The sequence below is a fragment of the Pseudomonas vanderleydeniana genome (assembly GCF_014268755.2).
Classification (GTDB): Bacteria; Pseudomonadota; Gammaproteobacteria; order Pseudomonadales; family Pseudomonadaceae; genus Aquipseudomonas; species Aquipseudomonas vanderleydeniana.
The window spans coordinates 1039512-1059698 of the sequence record NZ_CP077093.1 but is presented as its reverse complement, the minus strand read 5'-3'; the positions used below and the strand labels follow the sequence as shown (position 1 = coordinate 1059698).

Genomic DNA, 20187 nt, shown 5'->3' with positions numbered 1-20187 from the left:
GCAGGAAGTACCTGAAGGTCCAGTGAATCACGCACAACCCGGGGAAAAAAGTGGCATACGCGCCTAAATACCGGCGCTTTCACCCTCTACCGGACTCAACAGGCGGCGCGCCAGCACCCCCTGCAACTCCTCGAAACGCACCGGTTTGTGCAGGTAGTCGGTGACCCCAGCAGCCCGGCAGCGTTCATGCTCCACACCGTTGACCAGGCCGGTCAGCGCCAGGATCGGCATTGCCGAGCGGCGGACCTGCTCGCACAGGATCGCCCCGCCCTGCGGGTCGGCCGCGCCGTCGAGCAGCAAGGCGTCGACACTTTCCAACCGCAAGGTGTCGATGGCCGCCCGTGGCTCGTTGGCGGTCAGCACCCGGTAGCCGAGCTTGAGCAGCATGCCCCTGACCACCAGTTGGCTGACCTCATTGCCGTCCACCAGCAGTACCGTGCACTCCTGCGGCTTGCGCGGCATCGACAGCGGCCGGGCAATCCGTGGAGCACGCACTTCCAGATCCACCTCGATCTGGAAGCGGCTGCCCATTCCGGGCTCGGATTGGTGGGTCATGCGTCCGCCCATCAACCCGACCAGCTGCCGACAGATCGCCAGGCCAATGCCCAGGCCGCCGTATTCGCGGGTCATCGAACCGTCGAGCTGGAAGAAGCGCTGGTACAGCGTGGCCTCGTCCAGGTGTGTGAAGCCGATACCGCTGTCGATCACGGCAAAGGACAGCGTCAGTTGCCCTGGCTCGGCCGCGTGCCCGATCACCCGCAATACCAGCCCGCCTTCGCGGGTGAACTTGATCGCGTTGTCCACCAGGCATTCCAGGCACTGGACGATTTTCGTCGCATCGCCATGGAGGCTGTCGGGCAGCTCCTCGGCCACCTCGACGGCGAAGTGCAGCCCCTTGTTCAGCACATTGCCGGCGAACTGTTCCTGCAGGCCCTTGAGCATCTCGCGCAGGCTGAACGCCTGCGGATACACCTTGAGGCGCCCAGCCTGCAATTCGGTCAGGGTGAGCAGGCCGTTGACCATGCGCATCATGTCCCGCGCCGAACCGGCGGCGGTCTGTTGGTACTGCTCCAGTTCCGGGTTCAATGCCACGGTCTGCATCAGCTCCAGCGAGCCGATCACGCCGTTCATCGGCGTGCGCAGCTCGTGGGTGACCGTCGCCAGGAACTCGTCCTTCAGGCGGTTGCTGTTGGCCAGTTCCTGGTTCAGCACTTCCAGTTTCTGCCCGGACTCCAGCAGCGTCTGCGCCTGCTGCTCGCGCATGGCGTTGATCCGGTCGGCCAGGGCCAGCGACAGCAGGCCGACCTCCAGGGCCGAGCCGATCTGGCTGGCGTACATGGTCAGGAACATGTTCGGCAGGTAGCCCAGCACCATCAGGGTATTGACCAACCCGCCCAGCAGGAACGCCGACCAGGCGATGAGGAAATAGCGCGCCACCCGCTGGCCACGGTACCAGGCCCGGGCACCGGCGAAGAAGATGGTCACGGTGAAGGCCAGCGCCAGCGCCGTTGCCAGGCGCAGGGCCAACGCGTAGCTGCTCATCAGCGACAGCGTCATGACCAGCGCGCCGAACGCCATCAACAGCAACAGCACGCGGTCCAGCCAGCGGCTGTGCGCGGCCGTGTCGAGGAAACTGCGGGCGAACTGGCAACCGAAGAAGCCCGCCGCGCCGATCAGGAACGGCGTCGCGGCGTTGGCCCACCAGGGGTTGTTCGGCCAGAAATACTGCACCGCCGCACCGTTGACCGACAACTGGTAGAAACCGAACGAGGCGATGTAGAAGATGTAGTAGAGGTAGCTGGTGTCGCGCACGCTGAGGTAGATGAACAGGTTGTAGACCAGCATCCCCAGCAGCACGCCATAGATCAGCCCGAGCACATACAGGCGTACCGGCTGGTCCTCCAGGTAGGCCTGCGCCGACCAGAGGCTCAGCGGTGCCTGGACCGAACCTTCGGTCTGCAGGCGCAGGTAGACGGTCTTGCTTTCGTTGGGCGCGAAGTCCAGCTCGAACAGGTAGTTGTTCTGCCTGATCGGTCGGCTGGCGAAGGGCAGTTCATCGCCGGTGCGCTGGCTGAGGCGGTACTCACCGCTGGCGTCCGGCAGGTAGAGATCGATGTGGTCCATCGGCGGGTAGGCCAGCTCCAGCAGCCAGGTTCGCCGTACACCGGGATCTTTCGGTTTGTAGGTCAGGTCGACCTTGAGCCAGAACGCCGATTGCGAGTAGCCCGCATTGAGCGTGTCCTTGTCGTGCCGGCGGAAATGACCGGCCATCGCAGGCGAGGCAATGTCCGCGATAGCGGCTTGGCCGCTCACGTCTTCGAACACCTGCATGATCCGGCCCAGGGGCAGGCTCTGAGTGGATTCATCAAACTCGACTGCGCTCGCCATCAGCGGCAGCCAGCTCAACAACATCATCAGCAAATAGCGCATACAGCCCCAGCATGGCCATTCCGGTCGCGTCAGGAGCCTCCATTCCCTTGAGACGACGTGATGCCGCATAGCCTGTTATTCGTTTGGATCCACTCTAGCATAGCCACTGATGGCTAAAAAACACCATTGAAATTTTTCATTTAATGGCTCTAGGACGGGCTTTTCGGCGATTCAATCGCATTCATGGATAGCTGCTATCGGCCGTATCGGACAAACCTTCAGGGCAAAAACGCAACGTTGCGTGGACGATTCCGAACAAAGCGATTGGTGGTAAGCTCGCGCCCCATGAATACCTACAGCTCTCGTCCCGTTGTTCTCTGCCTTTCCGGACACGACCCCAGTGGCGGTGCCGGCCTCCAGGCGGATATCGAAGCCCTGCTCGCCCAGGGCTGTCATGCAGCTCCCGCTGTCACCGCGCTGACCGTGCAGGATACGGTGAATGTCAGCGATTTCCGCGTGCTCGATCGCGAGTGGGTGTTGGCCCAGGCCAATGCGGTACTCAACGATTCGACAGTCGCGGCGGTCAAGCTGGGTATGCTCGGTTCCCTGGAAATGGTCGACACCGTGGTCGAGCTGCTCCAGGCCCACCCGCACCTGCCAATGGTCTGCGACCCGGTGTTGCGCGCCGGCGGCGGCGGTCGCCTGGGCAAGGACGAAGTCGGCTATGCCATGCGCGAGCGCCTGTTGCCCCTGGCCAGGATCGCCACCCCCAACCTGCCTGAAGCACGCATCCTGGCCGAACTGCCCGAAGGCAGCGCCGACGAATGCGCGGAAAAACTCCTGCCGTACTGCCAGTACCTGCTGATCACCGGCGGCCATGGCGAAGAAGAGGAAATCCACAACCGCCTGTACGGTCGCGACGGCAGCCGCCAGACCTTCAAGTGCCAGCGCCTGCCCGGCAGCTACCATGGCTCGGGCTGCACCCTGGCGAGCGCACTCGCCGGTCGCCTGGCCCAGGGCGAGCAACTGGTCAGTGCCGTACAGTCGGCCCTGGACTACACCTGGCGCACCCTGCGCGACGCCGAACAACTGGGCAAGGGGCAATTCGTACCGCGCCGCCTGCCGCTGGACTTCTGCTCGTGATGCGCCACCCGTAACACCTTGAGGCCGAACCGATGAAACTACGTGGCCTGTATGCCATCACCGACAGCCAGTTGCTGGCCGGCAAGTTCCTGACCCATGTCGAGGCCGCACTGGAAGGTGGCGTGACGCTGCTGCAGTACCGTGACAAGAGCAATGACGAGGCCCGCCGCCTGCGCGAGGCCGAGGCGTTGCTCAGGCTCTGCGAGCGCTACCGGACCCGGCTGATCATCAACGACGACGCCGAGCTGGCCGCGCGCCTCGGGGTGGGCGTCCACCTGGGCCAGACCGACGGCCCGCTGACCCCGGCCCGGGCGCTGCTCGGCAGCCAGGCAATCATCGGTGCCACCTGCCATGCGCAGCTGGAACTGGCCGAACAGGCCGCCCGCGAGGGTGCCAGCTACGTTGCCTTCGGCCGCTTCTTCAATTCCAACACCAAGCCCGGTGCACCGGCGGCCGACATCGCCCTGCTCGAACGGGCACGCCCTGCGCTGCACCTGCCGATCTGCGTGATTGGTGGCATCACCCTGGACAATGCCGCACCGCTGGTCGCCCACGGTGCCGACCTGCTGGCGGTGATCCATGGCCTGTTCGGCGCCGAAAGCGCCCAGGAAGTGACGCGCCGCGCGCGCGCCTTCAATGCCCTCTTCACTTCATGATTTTTTGAGAGCCCGACCATGTCTCGTTCCGAAACGCTGTTTGCCAATGCCCAGAAACACATTCCCGGTGGCGTGAACTCGCCTGTTCGGGCGTTCAAGAGCGTCGGCGGCACCCCGCTGTTCTTCAAGCACGCCGAAGGCGCCTACGTCACCGACGAAGACGACAAGCGCTATGTCGACTACGTGGGCTCCTGGGGCCCGATGATCCTCGGCCACAGCCATCCGGACGTGCTCGATGCCGTGCGCAGGCAACTGGAACACGGCCTGTCCTATGGTGCGCCGACCGCCATGGAAACCGAGATGGCCGACCTGGTCTGCTCGATCGTGCCGTCGATGGAAATGGTGCGCATGGTCAGCTCCGGCACCGAGGCGACCATGAGCGCCATCCGCCTGGCCCGTGGCTACACCGGTCGCGACAGCATCATCAAGTTCGAAGGCTGCTACCACGGCCACTCCGACAGCCTGCTGGTCAAGGCCGGCTCCGGCGCCCTGACCCAGGGCGTACCAAGTTCGGCCGGCGTGCCGGCGGCGTTCGCCAAACACACCCTGACCCTGCCGTTCAACGACATCGATGCCGTGGCGAAGATGCTTGGCGAAGTCGGCCAGGAAGTCGCCTGCATCATCGTCGAGCCGGTGGCCGGCAACATGAACTGCGTACCGCCGGCACCCGGCTTCCTCGAAGGCCTGCGCAGCCTGTGCGACCAGCACGGCGTCGTGCTGATTTTCGACGAAGTGATGACCGGCTTCCGCGTCGCCCTCGGTGGCGCCCAGGCCCACTACGGCGTGACCCCGGACTTGAGCACCTTCGGCAAGATCATTGGCGGCGGCATGCCGGTCGGCTGCTTCGGCGGCAAACGCGAGATCATGTCGCGCATCGCCCCGCTGGGCCCGGTCTACCAGGCCGGCACCCTGTCCGGCAACCCGCTGGCGATGGCCGCCGGCCTGACCACCCTGCGCCTGATCAGCCGGCCGGGCTTCCATGCCGAGCTGACCGACTACACCACGCGCCTGCTCGACGGCCTGCAACAGCGCGCCGATGCCGCCGGCATCCCGTTCGTCACCACCCAGGCCGGCGGCATGTTCGGCCTGTACTTCAGCGGCGCCGACGACATCGTCACCTTCGAAGATGTCATGGCCAGCGATGCCGAGCGCTTCAAGCGCTTCTTCCACCTGATGCTCGAAGGTGGCGTGTACCTGGCACCAAGCGCCTTCGAAGCCGGCTTCACCTCGATCGCCCATGGCGAAACCGAGCTGAAGCTGACCCTGGATGCCGCCGAGCGGGCTTTCGCCGCCCTGAAGTAAGCACTGCAAGCCGTGACAGAGCCGACGCCGGGCACGACCGGCGTCGACTTTCCCGCCTAAACTTTTGGTGTGGTTTCCCGTCATCCCCTCCATGACCGGCAAAACCGGGCGATATAACGCCCGCGCAGCAGAAAAACGAGTAAAGACTTTGTAAGGTGGCCCCCGCTTATTTCATAATGCGCGCCATACACATCCCCTGGCCGGGTACGCCCGCCCTTCAGAGGTACGTCGATTCCCATGAACCGCACCGGCCGCGCCCTTTCATTGGGCTGCCTGTTGCTCCTTCAGCCCCTGCTGGCACAAGCCGGCGGTAACTCGTTGTTGATCCCGGCAATGGGCCGTTGCACGCTCAATACCCAGCCGCAGGATCTCGCCGAGGCCCTGAGCGCCTGTGAACAGGCGGCCAAGGGGGGCGACGCGGAGGCGCAATACGAGCTGGGCGAGTTCTACTACGACGGCAAGAACGCCCCACGCGACCTGAACAAGGCCCTGAGCAACTTCGAACTGGCTTCCCTGCAGGGCCACGCCCAGTCCCAGTACCAGCTCGGCATCATGTTCTACAAGGGTGAAGGGGTGCCGGCCAACAACGTCCAGGCCTACATCGTGCTGAAGATGGCGGCGGTCAATGGCGCCGAGGATGCGCTGGACACGGCTGACGAAGTCGCGGCGCAAATGCCGCGGGAGGAGCTGGAGATGGCGACCCAGGTACTGGGCCAGATCTTCCGCAAGTACCTGCTGGAACTGCAGACCGCCGATGGGCGCACACCCTTCTCACCGTTGCCCTGACTCTGCCGGAACTGTTCCGGCCTCTTCGCGGGCAAGCCCGCTCCCACAGCTACCGGGTTATTTCTCCGGCATCGGCATCGGGAACGGCGTGACGTTGCCCATGCCCCGCGCCTCACTGATCTTCGGCGTGCCCAGGCGCTCGACCTCGTCGATCCGCACGATCGAGTGCATTGGCACGAAGCTGCGCACCACGCCCTCGAACTGCGCCTTGAGCTTTTCCTCACCCGGGTCGACCACCAACTGCGTGCGCTCGCCGAAGACAAACTCCTCGACCTCCAGGAACCCCCACAGATCGCTCTGATAGATCTGCTTGGCGTACATTTCGAACACCTGGCCCTGGTTGAGGAAAATCACCTTGTAGATCGGGGTTTCACGTTTGCTCATGGTGGGCGGACAACACATCGGGGCTATGGAAAGAGGGCGCGAACTATAGCATAGCCGCCGGACGCGCAATGCTAGGAAGCGACCGCGATGCACCTTATAATGCGCGGTTCTTTGAATCACTTGACGATCCCCGCCCATGGCCAAGAAGCTCTATATCGAAACCCACGGTTGCCAGATGAACGAGTACGACAGCTCGCGCATGGTCGACCTGCTGGGCGAACATCAGGCCCTGGAAGTCACCGCCCGCGCCGAAGACGCGGACGTCATCCTGCTCAACACCTGTTCGATCCGCGAACGCGCCCAGGACCGGGTCTATTCCCAACTGGGCCGCTGGCGCGAGTTGAAGGAAGGCAATCCGGACATGGTGATCGCCGTCGGCGGCTGCGTCGCCAGCCAGGAAGGCGACGCGATCCGCAAGCGCGCCCCCTATGTCGACGTGGTTTTCGGACCGCAGACCCTGCACCGCCTGCCGGAAATGATCGATGCAGCCCGTACCACCCGCCTGCCGCAGGTGGACATCTCGTTCCCGGAGATCGAGAAGTTCGACCACCTGCCCGAGCCGCGCATCGATGGGCCCAGCGCCTACGTTTCGGTCATGGAAGGCTGCAGCAAGTACTGCACCTTCTGCGTGGTGCCCTACACCCGCGGTGAAGAGGTCAGCCGGCCATTCGATGACGTGATCGCCGAGATCATCCACCTGGCCGAGAACGGCGTGCGCGAAGTGACCCTGCTGGGGCAGAACGTCAACGGCTACCGTGGCACCACCCATGACGGCCGGCTGGCCGACCTGGCGGAACTGATCCGGGTGGTCGCGGCGGTCGATGGTATCGAGCGCATCCGCTACACCACCTCGCACCCGCTGGAGTTCTCCGACAGCCTGATCCAGGCCCACGCCGAAGTGCCGGAACTGGTCAAGCACCTGCACTTGCCGGTGCAATCGGGATCGGACCGGATCCTGGCGGCGATGAAACGCAATCACACGGCACTGGAATACAAGTCCAAGCTGCGCAAGTTGCGCGCCGCCGTGCCGGGCATCTGCATCAGTTCGGACTTCATCGTCGGTTTCCCCGGGGAGACCGAGAAGGACTTCCAGCAGACCATGAAGCTGATCGAGGACGTCGGTTTCGACTTCTCCTACTCCTTCGTCTACAGCCAGCGCCCGGGCACACCAGCGGCGGACCTGCCGGACGACACCCCGGAAGAGCTGAAGAAGGAGCGCCTGAACGCACTGCAGCATCGACTGAACCAGCAGGGTTTCGAGATCAGCCGACAAATGGTCGGTTCAACCCAGCGCATCCTGGTCACCGACTACTCGAAAAAGGACCCGGGCGAGTTGCAGGGACGCACCGAGAATAACCGTATCGTCAACTTCCGCTGCGACAATCCGCAACTGATCGGCCAGTTCGTCGACGTCCACATCGATTCCGCGCAGCCCCACTCGCTGCGTGGCTCGATGTTGCAGTAGACGCCTGCATGCCGCTGAATCACCCTCTGTGGCGAGCGGGCTTGCCCGCGCTGGGGCGCAAAGCGCCCCCAAAACCTGTCACCGCGACCTGCCAGGCGAAACGCGGAGTCGGGCTTTACGGCCGCCTTGCAGCCGAGCACGGCGGTGCGGCGTTGCGGCAAGCCCACTCGCCACAGAGGGTGGGCGCCGTAAAGAAGAAGGGACGTCTGTCAGACAGAAGCGCTTTCGTCCCCAGGCTGCTAGCGTTATCCTTGAATTCATCTCCATTGCCGTTGGGCGGCTGATAAACAACCTTGAACGCACCCATAGAACCTCATCGTTTCATCCTCGAGCCCTTCGAGGCCCATCGCTTCGCCAATCTGTGCGGGCAGTTCGACGAGCATTTGCGCCTGATCGAACAGCGCCTGACCATCCAGATCCGCAACCGCGGCAATCAGTTCGAACTGATCGGCGAACCCAAGCTCACCACTTCCGCAGAACAACTGCTGCGCCGCCTGTACCGGGAAACCAAGGGTACCGAGCTGTCTCCGGACATGGTGCACCTGTTCCTGCAGGAATCGACGGCCGACGACCTGGAAAACAACCCGGTCGCCGAAGCTGCAGTGGCCCTGCGCACCCGCAAGGGCATGATTCGCCCGCGCGGCCTGAATCAGCAGCGCTACGTGAAGGAAGTGCTGGCCAACGACATCAACTTCGGCATCGGCCCGGCAGGCACCGGCAAGACCTACCTGGCAGTGGCCTGCGCGGTGGATGCCCTGGAGCGCGAGCAGGTCCGCCGGATCCTGCTGGTCCGACCGGCGGTCGAAGCGGGTGAAAAACTCGGCTTCCTGCCCGGCGACCTGGCCCAGAAGATCGACCCGTACCTGCGCCCGCTCTACGACGCGCTGTATGAAATGCTCGGCTTCGAGCACGTGGCCAAGCTGATCGAACGCCAGGTGATCGAGATCGCCCCGCTGGCCTACATGCGCGGCCGGACGCTGAACAACAGCTTCATCATCCTCGACGAAAGCCAGAACACCACCGTCGAGCAGATGAAGATGTTCCTGACCCGGATCGGCTTCGGCTCGACCGCCGTCATCACCGGCGACATCACCCAGGTCGACCTGCCACGGGGCACCAAGTCCGGCCTGGCCCACGTCATCGAAGTGCTCAAGGACGTGCCGGGCATCAGCTTCACCCACTTCCAGCCCAAGGACGTGGTGCGCCATCCGCTGGTCCAACGCATCGTCGAGGCCTACGAGCGCTTCGAGAAGCGCCCCGCCGAGTCCACCCCGGCCAAGGACAGCCCAGCCGATGCTTGAACTCGACCTGCAACTGGCCACTGACGCGCCAGCCCCGAGCGAAGCCGACTTCCGCACCTGGTGCGCATTGGCCCTGCGCCAGCGCAGCGCCGACTCGGAACTGACCATCCGCCTGGTGGATGAAGCCGAAGGGCGCGAACTGAACCGGACCTGGCGACAGAAGGACTACGCGACCAACGTGCTGTCCTTCCCCGCCGACGTACCGGACGAACTGCTGGATATTCCCTTGCTGGGCGATCTGGTGATCTGCGTTCCGGTGGTCGCCCGCGAGGCGGCCGAGCAAGGCAAGGCACTGGAGGCCCACTGGGCCCACCTGGTCATTCACGGCTGCCTGCATCTGTTGGGTTACGACCACATCGATGACGAGGAAGCCGAGGAAATGGAAGCACTGGAACGAGAGTTGCTTGCTGAACTGGGTCATCGGGACCCTTATGCCGATGACGAAAACTGATCTTCACACTATTGATCACAACCCAAGGGAAACGAGTAAATCGCTATGAGCGAAGACCGATCGAGCAACGGGCAGAAGTCCTGGCTGGGTAAACTGACCCAGGCTTTTGCCCATGAGCCGAAAAACCGCCAGGAGCTGCTGGAGCTGCTGCGCGAAGCCCACCAGAACAAATTGCTGGACAGCGAAGCGCTGGCCATCGTCGAGGGCGCCATCCAGGTTGCCGACCTGCAGGTACGTGACATCATGGTCCCGCGCTCGCAGATGATCAGCATCAAGGCGACCCAGACACCCCGTGAATTCCTTCCCGCCGTCCTCGATGCCGCGCATTCGCGCTATCCGGTGATCGGCGAGAGCCACGACGACGTCATGGGCGTCCTGCTGGCCAAGGACCTGCTGCCACTGATCCTCAAGGAGAATGGCGACGGTTTCAACATCAGGGAGCTGCTGCGTCCGGCGACCTTCGTGCCCGAATCCAAGCGCCTGAACGTGCTGCTGCGCGAGTTTCGTGCCAACCACAACCACATGGCCATCGTGATCGACGAATACGGCGGCGTGGCGGGCCTGGTGACCATCGAGGACGTCCTCGAGCAGATCGTCGGCGACATCGAGGACGAGCACGATGTCGAGGAGGACAGCTACATCAAGCCGCTGCCCAGCGGAGATTTCCTGGTCAAGGCGCTGACGCCGATCGAGAATTTCAACGCGTTCTTCGACAGCGAATTCTCCGACGACGAGTTCGACACCGTCGGCGGGCTGGTGATGAGTGCGTTCGGACATCTGCCCAAGCGTAATGAAACCACCGAGATCGGCGCGTATCGTTTCCGTATCCTGAATGCCGACAGCCGTCGGATCCACCTGATCCGCCTGACGCCCATCAACCGCTAAGGACCGAAGCTTTCCTATGCTGCGCTTAACCCGTCCCGGCTGGCCCGGTAACCTGCTGGCCGTGGTGGCTGGCGCGCTGACCACACTGGCCCTGGCGCCATTCGACCTCTGGCCGCTGGCACTGGTGGCGGTCGGCCTGTTCTATGCGGGGCTGCGCGAACTGTCGCCACGCCAGGCGCTGTGGCGCGGCTGGTGCTTCGGTTTCGGCCTGTTTGGCGCCGGTACCAGCTGGATCTACGTGAGCATCCACACCTATGGCGGCGCCTCGGTGCTGCTCGCGGGCCTGCTGATGCTGGCGTTCATCGCCGCCATCGCCTGGTTCTTCGCCCTGCCCGCCTGGCTCTGGGCACGCTGGATACGCCGCAATGAAGCGCCGCTGGCCGATGCGCTGGCCTTCGCCGCCCTATGGGTCGCACAGGAAGCCTTTCGCGGCTGGTTCCTGACCGGTTTCCCATGGCTCTATTCCGGCTACAGCCAACTGGACGGCCCGTTGGCCGGCCTTGCCCCGCTGGGCGGGATCTGGCTGATCTCCTTCACCCTCGCCCTGACCGCCGCCCTGCTGTACAACGCACGGCGCCTGCTCGCTGGCGGACGCAAGGCGTTCATGGCGGCGGGCGTGGTGTTGCTGGCCGGCCCCTGGATCATCGGGCTGGCACTCAAGCATCACGCCTGGACCAGCCCGTCGGGCGAGCCGCTGAGTGTCGCGGCGATCCAGGGCAACATCGAACAGAGCATGAAGTGGGACCCGGCGCAGCTCAATGCGCAACTGGCGCTGTACCGCGACATGAGCTTCAGTTCCAGGCGGGTCGACCTGCTGGTCTGGCCGGAAACGGCCGTGCCGGTGCTGAAGGAGTCCGCCGAGGGCTACCTGTCGATGATGGGCAACTTTGCCGCCGATCGGCATTCGGCGCTGATCACCGGCGTACCGATTCGCCAGGTGGTGCATAACGAAAAGCGCTACTTCAACGGCATCGTCGCGGTTGGCGAAGGCGACGGCATCTACCTGAAGCAGAAACTGGTGCCGTTTGGCGAGTATGTTCCGCTGCAGGACCTGCTGCGCGGGCTGATCGAGTTCTTCGACCTGCCGATGTCCGACTTCGCCCGCGGCCCGGCAGACCAGCCGCTGCTGCAGGCCAAGGGCTACCAGATCGCACCGTTCATTTGCTACGAGGTGGTCTATCCGGAATTCGCTGCCAGCCTGTCGGCGCGTAGCGACCTGTTGCTGACCATCAGCAACGACACCTGGTTCGGCACCTCGATCGGCCCCCTGCAGCACCTGCAGATGGCGCAGATGCGCGCACTGGAAGCCGGCCGCTGGATGATCCGTGCCACCAACAACGGCGTGACCGGGCTGATCAACCCATTCGGCCAGATCACCACGCAGATTCCGCAGTTCGAACGCGGCATCCTGTATGGCGAAGTCGTGCCAATGCACAACCTGACGCCCTACCTGCATTGGCGCTCGTGGCCGCTGGTCATCCTCTGCGGCCTGCTGTTCGGCTGGGCGCTGCTGGCCAGCCGGATTGCCAAGACGGTGTGAAAACACCTCGGCCCCTCCCGAGGCCGAACTGACTTTCTAGGGCGAGCGGGCCTTTTGGGGTGGACAGGCGTCTCGGGGGTGAAGAGGCTCTCCGTGGCGAGCGGGCTTGCCCGCGCTGGGCTGCCAGGCAGCCCTGAAACCTGCCGAGTCGTTGCACCTGATACAACGCGCTCGCTGGTTTTGGGGCCGTTTCACGCCCCAGCGCGGGCAAGCCCGCTCGCCACAAAGCGCCAAGCCCGGAGCAGGCCAGGGTCGACTCAGTAGAAGAGCCGGTACCCCACCTGCCCCACCGCCTCGTTGATCAACTGCCCGCTGCGCCAGATCGCCTTGAACTCCGGCATCCAGCCACCCAGTGGGCTGGCGTTGTCCCTTCCCAGAAAACCAACCGGGGCCGGCACCACGCTGAAACCGGCCTGTTCGAAGCTCCAGACCGCCCGCGGCATATGGGCCGCATGCGTGACCACCACGACTCGCTTGATCCCCAGCGGTGCCAACAACTCATGGCTGAACTGGGCATTTTCCCAGGTCGTGGTGCTGCGTTCTTCCAGCCACCGCACCGTCACTCCGAAATCGTCGCGCATCGACTCGGCCATCACCGCCGCCTCGCTGGGCGGAGTACCGTAGTGCAGGCCGCCACTGGTCAGTACCGGTAAGCCCGAGGCCTTGGCCAACCGGGCCGCATACCGCTGGCGCTCCAGGCCGATGCCGGTCGGCTGGTCGCTGCCCCAGGCCGAATCACCACGCTCGCGCCCCGACCCAAGCACCACGATGGCATCGGCACGCTGTGCCAGCCCCGCCCACTCGCCCCGCTCCAGCGCCGGCACGGTCTCGAGGGCCCGCGCGGACCATTCGACCACCAACGGCAGGCTGATCAGCCAGAACCCGCCAAAGCCGAGGGTGAAGCACACAGCGGCCAGGCGCGGACGACGGCGGCGCAGCCACCAGGCCAGGGCCAGCAACAGCAGGAACAGGCCAGGCGGCAGCAGCAATTGTTTTAGGATGTAGCGGACAGGCATCGGGCACCTCCAGAAGATGCCCGAAGCCTAAGTGCAGAAGGATCAATCAACAACCTTGCAGATCCATGGCCCACAAACAGGCCACGTCAATGACAGGCAACAGGATGCAGCCGGGCGGACCTCATTTGGCCCGAAATGACTTGAACCGCGCCGAATACAGCTTGGGCGCCCTGTCCTTCAACCAGATGATCTCGGCCGAACGCATTTCTTCCCTGGGTTGTGAAAAGGTTGCACCGGACGTTTGCACGCCGCGACCGCTCAGGTCCAGGTAGGCCCTGATCAGTTCGAACTCGGCACGGCTCAAGCCCCGCAACTCCAATTCGGCAGGCCGCTCGTCACGCAGGCGGACCGCCGTCCTCGCGGCATCCAGGGCAAGCCCCAGACGCGTGATCAGGCGCTCGTACAGCTCGGGATCAGTTACATTTCGCTGCGACTCCACCATCCGCTCACCTCATTGAAGATAAGTATCACTTCCCCCTCTATGAGCTTAGCGGCGCCCGGCCAACCAGCCTGCCGCCGCGACCAACGGCCTTTGTCGCGCAATCAGGGTTTCCCTCGGCAGAGCGGCGTCATGTATGCTACGGGGCTTCCTGTAACTCCACTTCCAGCAGCACCCGCACGGTGCGTTGAAGAGGATTGGGCCACCCTTTCCAGAACAAGTAGCCATGCACGAACACTATCAGCCCCGTGAAATCGAAAACGCCGCCCAAACGTTCTGGGATGAGCAGAAGTCCTTTGAAGTCAGTGAACAGCCAGGCAAGGAAACCTACTACTGCCTGTCGATGTTCCCTTACCCCAGCGGCAAGCTGCACATGGGCCACGTGCGCAACTACACCATCGGCGACGTGATCGCCCGCTACCAGCGCATGCAGGGCAAGAACGTCCTGCAACCGATGGGTTGGGACGCCTTCGGCATGCCGGCGGAAAACGCCGCGATGAAGAACAAGGTCGCCCCGGCCAAGTGGACCTACGAAAACATCGCCTACATGAAGAGCCAGCTGCGCAGCCTGGGCCTGGCGGTGGACTGGTCCCGCGAAGTGACCACCTGCAAGCCCGACTACTACCGTTGGGAGCAGTGGCTGTTCACCCGCCTGTTCGAAAAAGGCGTGATCTATCGCAAGAACGGTACCGTGAACTGGGACCCGGTGGACCAGACCGTACTGGCCAACGAGCAGGTGATCGACGGCCGCGGCTGGCGTTCGGGCGCGCTGATCGAGAAGCGCGAAATCCCGATGTACTACTTCAAGATCACCGCCTACGCCGATGAGCTGCTGGAAAGCCTCGACGACCTGCCGGGCTGGCCCGAGCAGGTCAAGACCATGCAGCGCAACTGGATCGGCAAGTCCCGCGGGATGGAAGTGCAGTTCCCGTACGACGTCGACTCGATTGGCGAAGCCGGCACGCTGAAAGTCTTCACCACCCGTCCGGACACCCTGATGGGCGCGACCTACGTCGCCGTGGCCGCCGAGCACCCACTGGCCGCCCAGGCGGCACGCAACAACCCTGAACTGCAAGCCTTCATCGCCGAATGCAAGGCCGGCAGCGTCGCCGAAGCCGACGTCGCCACCCAGGAAAAGAAAGGCCTGCCGACCAGCCTGTTCGTCACACATCCACTGACGGGCGAAAAACTGCCGGTATGGGTCGCCAACTACGTGCTGATGCACTACGGCGATGGCGCCGTAATGGCGGTGCCTGCCCACGACGAGCGCGATTTCGAATTCGCCAGCAAGTACGACCTGCCGATCAAGTCGGTGGTTCGCACCAGCTCCGGCGACACCAACCCGGCCCCTTGGCAGGACGCCTATGGCGAGCACGGCACCCTGATCAACTCCGGCGAGTTCGACGGCCTGGACTTCGCCGGCGCGTTCGACGCGATCGAAGCCGCGCTGATCAGGAAGAATCTCGGCGCCTCGCGCACCCAGTTCCGCCTGCGCGACTGGGGCATCAGCCGCCAGCGCTACTGGGGCTGCCCGATCCCGATCATCCACTGCGACAGCTGTGGCGACGTCCCTGTGCCGGAAGACCAACTGCCGGTCGTGCTGCCCGAAGACGTGGTGCCGGACGGCGCCGGTTCGCCACTGGCGCGCATGCCCGAGTTCTACGAGTGCAACTGCCCGAAATGCGGCAAGCCGGCCAAGCGTGAAACCGACACCATGGACACCTTCGTCGAGTCGTCCTGGTACTACGCCCGCTACGCATCGCCACGCTACGAAGGTGGCCTGGTCGACCCGAAAGCCGCTGACCACTGGCTGCCGGTGGACCAGTACATCGGCGGTATCGAACACGCGATCCTGCACCTGCTTTATGCGCGCTTCTTCCACAAGCTGATGCGCGACGAAGGCCTGGTCAGTTCGAACGAACCGTTCAAGAACCTGCTAACCCAGGGCATGGTGATCGCCGAGACCTACTACCGTCGCGAAGCCAATGGCGCCTACACCTGGTTCAACCCGGCGGACGTCGAGCTCGTGCGTGACAGCAAGGCCAAGGTCATCAGCGCCAAACTGATTTCCGACGGCCTGCCGGTCGAGATCGGCGGCACCGAGAAGATGGCCAAGTCGAAGAACAACGGCGTCGACCCACAGTCGATGATCGACCAGTTCGGCGCAGACACCTGCCGCCTGTTCATGATGTTCGCCTCGCCACCCGACATGAGCGCGGAATGGTCCGACTCCGGCGTCGAAGGTTCGCACCGCTTCCTCAAGCGCGTCTGGCGCCTGGCCCAGGCTCACGTTTCCCAGGGCCTGCCAGGCAAACTGGATATCGCCAGCCTGAGCGACGAGCAGAAAGCCATTCGTCGATCGATCCACCTGGCCATCAAGCAGGCCAGCCACGACGTCGGCCAGAACCACAAGTTCAACACCGCCATCGCCCAGGTGATGACGCTGATGAACGTGCTGGAAAAGGCTGCGCAAGGCACCGACCAGGATCGTGCGCTGATTCAGGAAGGCCTGGAAACCGTGACGCTGCTGCTGGCACCTATCACGCCGCACATCTGCCACGAACTGTGGAATCGACTGGGTCACGCCGACCCGGTGATCGACGCCCACTGGCCAGCGCAGGACGACAGCGCCCTGGTGCAGGACAGCCTGGTGCTGGTGATCCAGGTCAACGGCAAGCTGCGCGGCCAGATCGAGATGCCGGCCAGCGCCACCCGCGAGGAAATCGAAGCGGCGGCCCGGGTCAACGAAAACGTATTGCGCTTCATCGATGGCCTGACGATCCGCAAGGTCATCGTCGTGCCCGGCAAGCTGGTCAACATCGTCGCCAGCTAATTGGACCAGGCGCCCGCCAGTGCGGGCGCCTTAAAAGATTTCCGGGGCTGCCCTGTCGGCCCACGGTTTCAAGGGGAGCAACAAGATGATCAAACGCAATCTGCTGGTAATGGGCCTTGCAGTGCTGCTGAGCGCGTGCGGCTTCCAGCTGCGTGGCACGGGCACCTCCGCACTGACGATCAAGGAATTGTCGGTCAGCGCCCGCAACTCGTACGGCGATACGGTCAAGCAATTGACCCAGGTGCTGGAACGCAGCGGTGTCGATGTCCACCAGGGCGCACCCTACAAGCTGGTCCTGACCGACGAGCAGGAAACCCAGCGTTCGGCAAGCTACAGCGGTGCCGGTCGTAACGTCGAGTACGAACTCAACACCGCACTCAAGTATGAAATCCGTGGTGAAAAGGATCTGCTCCTGACCGATGGGAAGCTGGAAGTACAAAAGTACTATGTACATGACGGCAACAACATCACTGGCGGTGACGCCGAAGCCAGCGAACTGCGCAAGGAAATGCGCCGTGACCTGGTGCAGCAGATGCTCATCCGCCTGCAGGTGCTGACACCGGAGCAACTGGACAGCCTCCAGCAGACCGCCAACGCCAAGGCCAAGGCCGATGCCGATGCCCTGGAAGCCGCGCGCAAGTTCGAAGCGTCGCAGCCACAGCAATCGCCTCTGGAACTGCCGAACCAGTAAGCCACACGGGGCGCCCCCGGCGCCCCTTGGCCACCCGCCTATGAAACTCGCCCCCGCCCAACTCGCCAAACACCTGCAAGGTGGCCTCGCGCCGGTCTATGTCATCAGCGGCGATGATCCGCTGCTGTGCCAGGAAGCCGCCGATGCCATTCGCGCAACCGCCCGCCAGCAGGGTTTCGACGAACGCCAGGTGTTCAGCGCCGACGCCAACTTCGACTGGGGCACCCTGCTGCAAGCCGGTGCCAGCATGTCGCTGTTCGCCGAGAAACGCCTGCTGGAACTGCGCCTGCCTTCTGGCAAGCCCGGTGACAAGGGCGCCGCCGCGCTGATGGAATACTGCGCGCGACCGGCCGACGACACCCTGCTGCTGATCAGCCTGCCCAAGCTCGACGGCAGTGCGCAGAAGACCAAGTGGGGCAAGGCGCTGATCGAGGGTCAACAGACCCAGTTCATCCAGATCTGGCCGGTGGACGCCAACCAACTGCCCCAGTGGATTCGCCAGCGGCTCTCCCAGGCAGGGCTTTCAGCCCAGCAGGATGCCGTGGAGCTGATTGCCGCGCGGGTAGAAGGCAACCTGCTCGCGGCTGCCCAGGAAATCGAGAAACTCAAGCTGATGGCCGAGGGCGGGCAGATCACCATCGAGACGGTCCAGGCGGCGGTGGCCGACAGCGCCCGCTTCGATGTCTTCGGCCTGGTCGATGCCGTGCTCAATGGTGAGGCAGCCCATTCCCTGCGCATGCTCGAGGGCCTGCGCGGCGAAGGCGTCGAGCCGCCGGTGATTCTCTGGGCCCTGGCCCGGGAACTGCGCCTGCTGGCCAACCTGTCCCAGCAGTACAGCCAGGGCGTGCCGCTGGACAAGGCCTTCAGCCAGGCCAAGCCGCCGGTCTGGGACAAGCGCCGGCCACTGATGAGCAAGGCCCTGCAACGGTACTCGGCACAGCGCTGGAGCCAGTTGCTGATGGATGCGCAGCGCATCGACGCGCAAATCAAGGGCCAGGCCACCGGTTCGCCGTGGAGCAGCCTGAGCCGACTCAGCCTACTGATGTGTGGCCAACGTCTGGCACTGCCAGCTGAATAACCCCACTGGACACACAAGCCCATCTGCCTGATGATTCGCGCTCTTCCACCCCAAGAGTGCACTGCCATGAGCAAGCCATCCCGGCGCCGTCCCAACAAAGCCAAATCGATCATTGCCCAGCCACTGTTCCGAAGCCGCCAGGAACAGCCAGCCAAGGGCAAGGGCAGCTACCGTCGCGAAGCCTTCCAGTCTAAAAGCTGGGAGGCTTCTGACTTTCTGGCCGCGTGAAAGTGTCATCACGACCTGCACCCCCAAGGCATGATAAGGTCAACACCTGATTCGCATTCCTCGGACCCGCGCATGCCCTTTAGTCTCACCCTCGGTTGGCCCCTGCGCCGACTGTTCGCCGCCACCAGCTTCATCCTGCTCGTCGCCTGTGCGGAAAAGCCCACGGCTGCCGATGCCCAGCCGCTGCCGACACTGCCGGCCACCCCGACACCCGCTCCCGCGCCACTGCCGGCCGCCGATACCCCATTTATCCAACCTGCCCAGAGCTTCGAGGAATGGCGAGCAGCCTTCCGTGTCGAGGCACTGCGTGCCGGCATCACGGCGGCGACCTTCGACAACGCCTTCGCAGGCGTCAGCCCCGACATGAGCGTCATCAAGGCCGATCGCAGCCAGCCTGAATTCACCCGCCCGGTCTGGGAATACCTCGACGGCGCGCTCTCGGCGACCCGCGTGCGCAAGGGCCAGGCCCTGCTGGTACAGAACAGCGCGGTCCTGCAAAGCATCGAACAGCGCTACGGCGTCGATCGCGAGGCCCTGGTCGCGGTCTGGGGCATGGAGAGCAACTTCGGCCAGTTCCAGGGTGACAAATCGGTGATCCGTTCGCTGGCGACCCTGGCCTATGAAGGCCGCCGTCCGGGCTTCGCACAGAGCCAACTGCTGGCGGCGCTGCAGATCATCCAGCACGGGGATATCCGCCCCGAACAGATGCTCGGTTCGTGGGCCGGTGCCATGGGCCAGACCCAGTTCATCCCGACCACCTACAACAGCTATGCCGTGGACTTCGACGGCGACGGCCGCCGGGATATCTGGAACGACTCGGCCGACGCCCTCGCCTCGACCGCCAACTACCTGCAGAGCTCGGGCTGGCAGAAGGGCCAACCGTGGGGCTTCGAAGTCACGGTACCGGCGGGATTCGACTATGCACTGGCCGACGGCACGATTCGCAAGCCGGTGAGCGAGTGGCTGCAGATGGGCGTGCAATTGCCAGCCGGCGTCGCCCTGCCCTACGGCGCCGCACCACTCTCGGCATCGCTGTTGCTGCCGGCAGGCTATCGCGGGCCCGGCTTCCTGGTGCTCGACAACTTCCGTGCGATCCTCAAGTACAACAACTCGTCCTCCTATGGACTGGCGGTTGGCCTGTTGTCCCAGCGCTTCAACAGTGGGGGTGTGATTCGTGGCAGCTGGCCCAAGGATGACCTGCCGCTCAGCCGCAGCGAAAGAATCGAATTGCAGACGCTGCTCAGCAGCACCGGCTACGATGCCGGCAATCCTGACGGGATCATTGGTGCCAACACCCGCAAGGCCATTCGTGGCGCGCAGCAGTCGCTGGGCTGGCCGGCCGATGGCTACCCGAACCACAAGCTGCTCGAGAGCCTGCGCCAGCGCTAGTCGCGCTTTTGATCAGGCTTGCGGGCTGAGCTGTGCTTGTGTGGCGAGCGGGGCTTGTGTGCTGAGCAGGGCTTGTGTGGCAAGCGGGGCTTGTGTGCCGAGCAGGGCTTGTGTGGCGAGCGGGCTTGCCCGCGCTGGGGAGCGCAGCTCCCCCAAAAACCTGGCATCGCGGTACGTCAGGAATAAGGCAGATGCCTGTTTTACGCCTGCTGCGCAGCCGAGCGCGGGCA

Annotated in this window: 18 protein-coding genes; 14 read left to right on the top strand and 4 right to left on the bottom strand. The window is 64.0% G+C overall.

Annotation, left to right across the window (positions count from 1 at the left end):
• Positions 1–63 precede the first annotated feature (63 nt).
• On the bottom strand, positions 64–2430 hold the full coding sequence (locus HU752_RS04695) for a hybrid sensor histidine kinase/response regulator (protein WP_186682547.1): 2367 nt from the start codon (positions 2428–2430) through the stop codon (positions 64–66).
• Between the two features lie 285 nt (positions 2431–2715).
• On the opposite strand from HU752_RS04695, the gene HU752_RS04690 reads away from it, so the two are divergent.
• From HU752_RS04690 to HU752_RS04675, 4 genes are all read left to right on the top strand, one after another.
• Positions 2716–3513, top strand: a complete 798-nt coding sequence (locus HU752_RS04690) for a hydroxymethylpyrimidine/phosphomethylpyrimidine kinase (RefSeq protein WP_186682545.1) — start codon at positions 2716–2718, stop codon at positions 3511–3513.
• Between the two features lie 32 nt (positions 3514–3545).
• Positions 3546–4169, top strand: coding sequence for a thiamine phosphate synthase (gene thiE / locus HU752_RS04685; RefSeq protein WP_186682543.1), 624 nt, complete (start codon positions 3546–3548; stop codon positions 4167–4169).
• An 18-nt stretch (positions 4170–4187) separates the two neighbouring features.
• A complete protein-coding gene (gene hemL / locus HU752_RS04680; RefSeq protein WP_186682541.1) occupies positions 4188–5471 on the top strand; it encodes a glutamate-1-semialdehyde 2,1-aminomutase in 1284 nt (427 codons plus the stop codon).
• A gap of 237 nt (positions 5472–5708) precedes the next feature.
• Positions 5709–6257, top strand: coding sequence for a tetratricopeptide repeat protein (locus HU752_RS04675; RefSeq protein WP_186682540.1), 549 nt, complete (start codon positions 5709–5711; stop codon positions 6255–6257).
• 57 nt (positions 6258–6314) lie between these two features.
• On the opposite strand, the gene HU752_RS04670 is transcribed toward HU752_RS04675, so the two are convergent.
• The gene (locus HU752_RS04670) at positions 6315–6641 is read right to left on the bottom strand and encodes a DUF1820 family protein (protein WP_054057101.1); all 327 of its coding nucleotides are present in this window, start codon (positions 6639–6641) and stop codon (positions 6315–6317) included.
• A 136-nt stretch (positions 6642–6777) separates the two neighbouring features.
• Between HU752_RS04670 and miaB the strand changes: the two genes are divergently transcribed.
• The 5 genes from miaB (at position 6778) to lnt (ending at position 12283) form a co-directional block, all read left to right on the top strand.
• A complete protein-coding gene (miaB, locus tag HU752_RS04665) occupies positions 6778–8106 on the top strand; it encodes a tRNA (N6-isopentenyl adenosine(37)-C2)-methylthiotransferase MiaB (protein ID WP_186682538.1) in 1329 nt (442 codons plus the stop codon).
• Positions 8107–8399: 293 nt separating this feature from the next.
• Positions 8400–9407, top strand: coding sequence for a PhoH family protein (locus tag HU752_RS04660; RefSeq protein WP_186682536.1), 1008 nt, complete (start codon positions 8400–8402; stop codon positions 9405–9407).
• Entirely contained in the window at positions 9400–9858 is a 459-nt protein-coding gene (gene ybeY, locus HU752_RS04655; RefSeq protein WP_186682534.1) for an rRNA maturation RNase YbeY, read from the top strand. The genes HU752_RS04660 and ybeY overlap by 8 nt, the downstream gene beginning before the upstream one ends.
• 45 nt (positions 9859–9903) lie before the next feature.
• Entirely contained in the window at positions 9904–10743 is an 840-nt protein-coding gene (locus HU752_RS04650) for a CorC family transporter (protein WP_186682532.1), read from the top strand.
• Positions 10744–10759: 16 nt separating this feature from the next.
• Positions 10760–12283, top strand: coding sequence for an apolipoprotein N-acyltransferase (lnt, locus tag HU752_RS04645; protein WP_186682530.1), 1524 nt, complete (start codon positions 10760–10762; stop codon positions 12281–12283).
• 257 nt (positions 12284–12540) lie between these two features.
• Here lnt and HU752_RS04640 read toward each other — a convergent pair whose 3' ends face one another.
• Both HU752_RS04640 and HU752_RS04635 read right to left on the bottom strand, forming a co-directional pair.
• Positions 12541–13299 (bottom strand): YdcF family protein, encoded by a 759-nt coding sequence (locus HU752_RS04640; protein ID WP_186682528.1) that lies wholly within the window; start codon positions 13297–13299, stop codon positions 12541–12543.
• Positions 13300–13420: 121 nt separating this feature from the next.
• Positions 13421–13741 carry a hypothetical protein gene (locus tag HU752_RS04635; RefSeq protein WP_186682526.1) on the bottom strand — a complete coding sequence of 107 codons (321 nt, stop codon included), beginning with the start codon at positions 13739–13741 and terminating at the stop codon, positions 13421–13423.
• A gap of 223 nt (positions 13742–13964) precedes the next feature.
• Between HU752_RS04635 and leuS the strand changes: the two genes are divergently transcribed.
• From leuS to HU752_RS04610, 5 genes are all read left to right on the top strand, one after another.
• A complete protein-coding gene (leuS, locus tag HU752_RS04630; RefSeq protein ID WP_186682523.1) occupies positions 13965–16571 on the top strand; it encodes a leucine--tRNA ligase in 2607 nt (868 codons plus the stop codon).
• A gap of 85 nt (positions 16572–16656) precedes the next feature.
• Positions 16657–17262 carry an LPS-assembly lipoprotein LptE gene (locus HU752_RS04625; protein ID WP_186682521.1) on the top strand — a complete coding sequence of 202 codons (606 nt, stop codon included), beginning with the start codon at positions 16657–16659 and terminating at the stop codon, positions 17260–17262.
• A 40-nt stretch (positions 17263–17302) separates the two neighbouring features.
• Positions 17303–18340 carry a DNA polymerase III subunit delta gene (gene holA / locus HU752_RS04620; RefSeq protein WP_186682519.1) on the top strand — a complete coding sequence of 346 codons (1038 nt, stop codon included), beginning with the start codon at positions 17303–17305 and terminating at the stop codon, positions 18338–18340.
• A 66-nt stretch (positions 18341–18406) separates the two neighbouring features.
• A complete protein-coding gene (gene arfA, locus HU752_RS04615; protein ID WP_017123357.1) occupies positions 18407–18568 on the top strand; it encodes an alternative ribosome rescue factor ArfA in 162 nt (53 codons plus the stop codon).
• A 72-nt stretch (positions 18569–18640) separates the two neighbouring features.
• Entirely contained in the window at positions 18641–19957 is a 1317-nt protein-coding gene (locus HU752_RS04610; RefSeq protein ID WP_186682517.1) for a lytic murein transglycosylase, read from the top strand.
• The last annotated feature ends 230 nt before the right edge of the window (positions 19958–20187 follow it).

Bases quoted from the DNA above. Each gene is read 5' to 3' on its own strand.
- HU752_RS04695 (WP_186682547.1), bottom strand. From the start codon at position 2,430: ATGCGCTATTTGCTGATGATGTTGTTGAGCTGGCTGCCGCTGATGGCG.
- HU752_RS04690 (WP_186682545.1), top strand. From the start codon at position 2,716: ATGAATACCTACAGCTCTCGTCCCGTTGTTCTCTGCCTTTCCGGACAC.
- thiE (WP_186682543.1), top strand. From the start codon at position 3,546: ATGAAACTACGTGGCCTGTATGCCATCACCGACAGCCAGTTGCTGGCC.
- hemL (WP_186682541.1), top strand. From the start codon at position 4,188: ATGTCTCGTTCCGAAACGCTGTTTGCCAATGCCCAGAAACACATTCCC.
- HU752_RS04675 (WP_186682540.1), top strand. From the start codon at position 5,709: ATGAACCGCACCGGCCGCGCCCTTTCATTGGGCTGCCTGTTGCTCCTT.
- HU752_RS04670 (WP_054057101.1), bottom strand. From the start codon at position 6,641: ATGAGCAAACGTGAAACCCCGATCTACAAGGTGATTTTCCTCAACCAG.
- miaB (WP_186682538.1), top strand. From the start codon at position 6,778: ATGGCCAAGAAGCTCTATATCGAAACCCACGGTTGCCAGATGAACGAG.
- ybeY (WP_186682534.1), top strand. From the start codon at position 9,400: ATGCTTGAACTCGACCTGCAACTGGCCACTGACGCGCCAGCCCCGAGC.
- HU752_RS04650 (WP_186682532.1), top strand. From the start codon at position 9,904: ATGAGCGAAGACCGATCGAGCAACGGGCAGAAGTCCTGGCTGGGTAAA.
- lnt (WP_186682530.1), top strand. From the start codon at position 10,760: ATGCTGCGCTTAACCCGTCCCGGCTGGCCCGGTAACCTGCTGGCCGTG.
- HU752_RS04640 (WP_186682528.1), bottom strand. From the start codon at position 13,299: ATGCCTGTCCGCTACATCCTAAAACAATTGCTGCTGCCGCCTGGCCTG.
- HU752_RS04635 (WP_186682526.1), bottom strand. From the start codon at position 13,741: ATGGTGGAGTCGCAGCGAAATGTAACTGATCCCGAGCTGTACGAGCGC.
- leuS (WP_186682523.1), top strand. From the start codon at position 13,965: ATGCACGAACACTATCAGCCCCGTGAAATCGAAAACGCCGCCCAAACG.
- HU752_RS04625 (WP_186682521.1), top strand. From the start codon at position 16,657: ATGATCAAACGCAATCTGCTGGTAATGGGCCTTGCAGTGCTGCTGAGC.
- holA (WP_186682519.1), top strand. From the start codon at position 17,303: ATGAAACTCGCCCCCGCCCAACTCGCCAAACACCTGCAAGGTGGCCTC.
- arfA (WP_017123357.1), top strand. From the start codon at position 18,407: ATGAGCAAGCCATCCCGGCGCCGTCCCAACAAAGCCAAATCGATCATT.
- HU752_RS04610 (WP_186682517.1), top strand. From the start codon at position 18,641: ATGCCCTTTAGTCTCACCCTCGGTTGGCCCCTGCGCCGACTGTTCGCC.